This is a genomic window from Prevotella conceptionensis 9403948, from assembly GCF_000312305.1.
Classification (GTDB): Bacteria; Bacteroidota; Bacteroidia; order Bacteroidales; family Bacteroidaceae; genus Prevotella; species Prevotella conceptionensis.
The window spans coordinates 35,778-39,223 of the sequence record NZ_HE999457.1; the positions used below are offsets into that span (position 1 = coordinate 35,778).

Genomic DNA, 3,446 nt, shown 5'->3' on the forward strand with positions numbered 1-3,446 from the left:
AAAGGCAACATCGACGAGACCGAAGTGGGGCATGTAAAGCCGGGAATGACCATGAAAATAACCATCGGCGCATTGCAAAACCTCAACTTCACGGCCTCGTTAGAGTACATTTCGCCTAAGGCGGTAGAGTCTAATGGTGCTAATCAGTTCGAGATTAAGGCCGCCGTGCACGTGGGTAAGGGTACAAACATACGCAGCGGGTACAGTGCCAACGCCGAAATTGTGTTGCAAGCAGCCAACAATGCGCTCACCGTTCCCGAAAGTGCCATCGAGTTTAGCGGCAAAGACACATACGTTTACATCCCCAAAGGCAAGGGCAAAGAGCTTACTTACGAACGAAGAAAGGTGAAAACAGGACTTAGCGACGGCATCGACATTCAGATATTGAGTGGTCTGAAAGCTGGCGATAAGGTTCGCGGACCAAAGGTTGTTGCCCCAACAGACACTGAAAAAGACAATTAAAAAAACAATCGTTTAAATGTTACCAATATGAGAAAGCTAAAAACCTCATTGCTTTTCGCGGCCTGCGCAATGGCCTTCACTACCGCCTGGGCTAACGATGTGGACGTGAAAACATTCCGCTATGCCGGACCTTTTGACCTACCTGCGCCCGTTTTGATAGACAGCACCGACGCACAACAAAAGTCGTTCGCGTCCGAGTCGCTGCTCAACACGCCCCTTCACCTTAGCTTGGCACAGCAAGGACGCATCGTAAACGCTGGCAACATGCCCACATCTTCTGCCCCATATGCCCTACACCTGCTGCAATTCAACATCCAAAACGCAGCTTATCGCAAGGTTGGCATCGAGTTGAAAGGGCTGAAACACTACCAAGTGTATGTAGACAACAAGCTGGTTTCGCCGTCAGACGTTGCCTTGCAACCGCAAACCCACAACGTGGTGATTAAGTATTTGAGCCAAAAAGACTCTACATACAACCTCTCTGTAAAGCTAACCAACGTGGGCGACAGCCTTACAACCAACACCAACACACGCCGAACGCTCACGCTGAGCGACATCCAAAATGGCCTGCAATACTACCGCATAGGCTTGTCGGCCAACGGACGTTACCTCATCACCAACTATTACGACGTGATGGACGGCGGTTACACGCGCTATTCGTGGCGACTGACCGACCTTAAAACGGGAACCATCATGCGCGAGACAGACGAATCGATGAGTTGGATACCCGGAACGAACCGCTTTTACACCATACGCAAGGGGCGCGAAGGGCGCGACATCATCGCTACCGACCCGCTAACGGGGCGCGAACAGACACTGGCCACGGGCATTGGCGAAGGCAACATCACGCTCGCACCCAACGGCGAGTATCTTATACTGAGCACATCGCAAGAAGGGCCAAAGGAAGATGCCGACATCTACGAAATAACACAGCCCGAAGACAGGCAACCAGGCTGGCGAACACGATGGAATTTGTCGCTCGTCGACTTGAAAACAGGACTGACCAGGCCGCTTACGTTCGGCTATCACAACGTTTCGCTCGAAGACATATCGGCAGACGGGCGCTATATATTATATATGGTGTCGCATAGTCGATTGGAAAAACGCCCCACAACGGTTTCTTCGCTCTACAAGCTAGATGTAAAGACGATGCAAACCACATGCGTTGCCCACGACGAAGGCTTCCTTTCGGAGGCGCGTTTCTCGCCCGACGCATCGGTACTCTTGGTTAAAGCCACGGCCGAGGCATTCAACGACGTGGGCAAAAACGTACCCGAAGGCAGCACACCCAACATGTACGACTATCAACTCTTTGCCCTAAACGTGAGCAACAAGGCCGTAACGCCACTCACGAAAACCTTCAATCCTAGCATCGAAAACTTCTCGTGGAATCCACGCGACGGACAAATCTACTTCACGGCATTGGATAAAGACCAGCAAAAGCTTTTCCGCCTGAACCCCAAGACGAACAAGTTTACCCGACTCGACATGCCCGAAGACTACGTTACTAGGGTTTCTTTCGCCCACAATGCGCCGCTGGCGGTGTGGTATGGAGAAAGCGCATCCAATTCGGACAGGCTTTACACACTGAACTTAGACAATGGAAAGAGCAACCTATTGGAAGATTTGAGCAAGCTGAAACTAAAAGACATTGACCTAGGAACGTGTACGCCGTGGAACTTCGTCTCGTCTCGTGGCGACACCATCTCGGGCCGTTGTTATCTTCCCCCACACTTCGACCCGAACAAAAAGTACCCCATGATCGTGAACTACTATGGTGGTTGTTCGCCCGTGAGCGTTTATTTCGAGAGCCGTTACCCCCTGCACCTCTATGCTGCGCAAGGCTACGTGGTGTATTTGGTTAATCCCAGCGGTGCCGCCGGTTTCGGACAGACGCACGCTTCGCGCCATGTCAACACCGCGGGTAAAGGTGTAGCCGAAGACATTATCGAAGGAACAAAAGCGTTTCTTAAAGCCCATCCATACGTAGACCCCAAGCGCGTGGGCTGCATCGGTGCATCTTACGGCGGATTTATGACCCAATACCTGCAAACACAAACCGACATCTTCGCCGCAGCCATATCGCATGCAGGCATAAGCGACCACACCAGCTATTGGGGCGAGGGCTATTGGGGATATAGTTACAGCGAGGTGTCGATGGCAAACAGCTATCCTTGGACACGCAAAGACCTCTATGTCGACCAAAGTCCGCTGTACAACGCCGACAAGATACACACGCCCCTACTCTTCCTTCACGGCAATGCCGATACCAACGTGCCCATCGGCGAGAGCATTCAGATGTTCACAGCCTTGAAATTACTGGGCAGGCCCACGGCATTTGTTGTGGCAAACGGCGAGAACCACACCATCATGGACTACCAAAAGCGCATAAAATGGCAGAACACCATCTTCGCATGGTTCGCTCGTTACTTGCAAAACAACCCTTCATGGTGGCAAGCACTCTATCCTGAAAAGAAACTATAACACAAAATAAACACCTTAAAATCGGGTTAAGTTCAGCGTTTTTGAACTTAACCCGATTTTGTTTTAAAGCAAGCTCTAAAACTTCCCTCATTGGATTTTAGGCCTTATCCGTGCAGAAATGAGGTCATCTTTACCACTCTCCCTTTCTTATCTTCGCTCAGGAGAATTGAAAGTCAAGCCCCCTTCAATCTTAAAAGTCAAGAACATTCCAACAACATGCACTCAAACAGAAAACAAAGACATCCAGAAACGTCTTTATGTAGAGAGCCACTTGTTCGTAAAACAAGCAACAAAATCCGCAAGAAGAACACCGCCCCACCCCATCCTTTCGCCCTATTTCACAATGAAACAGGTACTTGCAAGTGTTTAAATATACGCCAGTTCGGGATAAGAAAGTTCCCTAAAAAGTTGGTAATCTCACTATTATTTTGTAACTTTATAGCTGAAAATCAATAACTTACAAATATATATAGCGATGATTACCACTGACAAAGTTACTG

The 3,446-nt window shown here is 49.6% G+C and carries 2 protein-coding genes; both read left to right on the top strand.

The features are described 5' to 3' along the window. Positions 1-462: efflux RND transporter periplasmic adaptor subunit (locus BN93_RS15030; protein WP_044261066.1), on the top strand; the 462-nt coding region annotated here is incomplete at its 5' end. A gap of 27 nt (positions 463-489) precedes the next feature. After that, positions 490-2,946: a S9 family peptidase gene (locus BN93_RS15035; protein ID WP_044261068.1), complete on the top strand. Its 2,457-nt coding sequence runs from the start codon at positions 490-492 to the stop codon at positions 2,944-2,946. The last annotated feature ends 500 nt before the right edge of the window (positions 2,947-3,446 follow it).

Bases quoted from the DNA above. Each gene is read 5' to 3' on its own strand.
- BN93_RS15035 (WP_044261068.1), top strand. From the start codon at position 490: ATGAGAAAGCTAAAAACCTCATTGCTTTTCGCGGCCTGCGCAATGGCC.